Below are 1962 nucleotides of genomic sequence, written 5' to 3'. Positions count from 1 at the left end.
GCAAACAACTTTGTGTCTGCTGCGACGCTTCGTCGCTGTTAGGGCTGCGCATGTTACGCTTTCCTAATTTTTTGTCAACACTTAATTTTGATTATTTTTCTCATTATTTTGAGAAAGTTCAAAACTCAGTTTTACTTGACTCAACCAACTCGTGATTCGCTGCTATGCTGCGTCGCTCCCCGTGTTGGTGGAGGCGCATTATAGAGAGATCCGAATTTGGATCAACCCCTATTTCAAACTTTTTTTAGTTTTTTGGATCGTTCGGGCGAAATATGTACAAAACCGCTCAAAATTGCTAGTTTTGTGAGCTTTTAAGTAGCATTTAAGACTATACAACTGTTTTTTACTTACTTGAGTTGAATGTTTGTTGAGTTACTTCACCCCAATAACTATCTTCAAGTACATTCTCACTATAGGGTGATTCATAACTTTTTATTGCCTTTCGCCAAAATACAGTTGCTTTATTTGCACCTTTAATTTGTTTTATTTGCCACTCTCCTTGGTAATGCAGCCAAATCCAATGGGCAAATTCACAACCTATACCTTTAGATCTTACACTTGGTACAACATAGAATTCAGAAACTTCAAAACTTGCTGCTGTGTGTTTTTTTATTGCAGCTATACCGATTGGCCTATCTTTAACGTAACAAATTAAGCCAAATACGTTATCAACAAGTTCTGTATCTAGATCAAAAAGCCCCATTAAGTTAGGTATCTTTCCAGTGATTGCTGACAACTCTGCTTCATACCCTTGTAATAAGTTTAAATAAACTCGCATATTGGACTGTTCTACAACGACTACTTCCACTTACTTGCCTCATTAAATAATCAACTTATTAATCATCACATAAAAATTATTTCAAACAAAATAAGAACAGCACTTTACCTTAGCGGGTATTTGCTGCTCATATTTTTTAACCAAACAATAATCAAGCTCTAAACGTTGCTTCACTTTGGTTTGGTGGCAAAAAACAGTGTATCGTTAATTATTTGTCATGGGTAATTGTGTGTAATGTCGAATCGTTGGTTAAATTTCTAGACGACTTCTATGGTCATTGATTCACTTTTATTTGAATGATGCTTCTCTTGCTGAATTAGCTCAAGTATTAACTAATAAGATGCTTTACCTCACCCTTTGAGAGCCGTATTGTATGTCCAACCAAGGCCATCCACATGCTGAAAGCCTTGTTGCAACTCAAATAGTGGTGCTATAACAGATTGGAACGAATTGACACTAGGCCTTGGCGCATAACATTCAACAGCCTGTTCGATTTTAAGGTAAAGTTCTAGGCGCGCTTTATTTAGTTTTGCTTATAACCCGCTTGGTAACAAAAATAATAAGATTAATAGGTGCTTCATTTTAACTTTCTATTGTTTTCTATATTAACTATCACCAGTTCTTTTAAACGAGTAATAACACCATTCATCTGAACAAATTCTGAGATAGGTATTAACTGCCAAAATTGGCCTTCTTCACCAAATACTATTGTTTGGATTTCTACGCTGGTTAAGATCGCCATAAAAAAGTAGGCGTTCTTGCCGCTATTTAACTGATACTTAATTTTATTCGTGAGTCTATTAGCTGGTAACATTAAGCCAAATTCTTCATGTAGCTCCCTAAGCACGCATTGTTCTGCTGTTTCATTTCCCTCTCGTCCACCACCTGGTAAATCAAACTGGTTTGGAAAAAGAATATTAGGAATATCATCTCGCAGATATGTGAGGATTTTACCCTGATAGAGCGCAGCTAATTTACAACCATCAAATTCCACTTGGTATGCCTTACATTCAGATATATTGAAAATATTAACGCATAAAAAAACCCGAGCCTAAGCTCGGGTTTTTTTCAATGCGTTTGCATTTCTATAGTTGATTACTCAACGATAGAAGCTACAACACCAGCACCTACTGTACGGCCACCTTCACGGATCGCGAAACGTAGACCTTCGTCCATCGCGATTG

At 36.8% G+C, this 1962-nt stretch carries 2 protein-coding genes and 1 pseudogene; all 3 read right to left on the bottom strand.

All coding sequences use genetic code 11. The annotated features are described in order from the left end of the window. Positions 1–343: 343 nt before the first annotated feature. Positions 344–808: a hypothetical protein gene (locus ABYD77_RS19050; protein ID WP_372771664.1), complete on the bottom strand. Its 465-nt coding sequence runs from the start codon at positions 806–808 to the stop codon at positions 344–346. Between the two features lie 547 nt (positions 809–1355). Next, a complete protein-coding gene (locus ABYD77_RS19045) occupies positions 1356–1772 on the bottom strand; it encodes an NUDIX domain-containing protein (protein WP_372771663.1) in 417 nt (138 codons plus the stop codon). A gap of 101 nt (positions 1773–1873) precedes the next feature. Beyond that, positions 1874–1962 (bottom strand): annotated as a pseudogene (locus ABYD77_RS19040) (elongation factor Tu); the annotation flags it as partial.

This window comes from Pseudoalteromonas sp. (assembly GCF_041629635.1).
Classification (GTDB): domain Bacteria; phylum Pseudomonadota; class Gammaproteobacteria; order Enterobacterales; family Alteromonadaceae; genus Pseudoalteromonas.
Note: the sequence above shows the minus strand (reverse complement) of the source record. Positions and strands in the feature narration are given on the sequence as shown.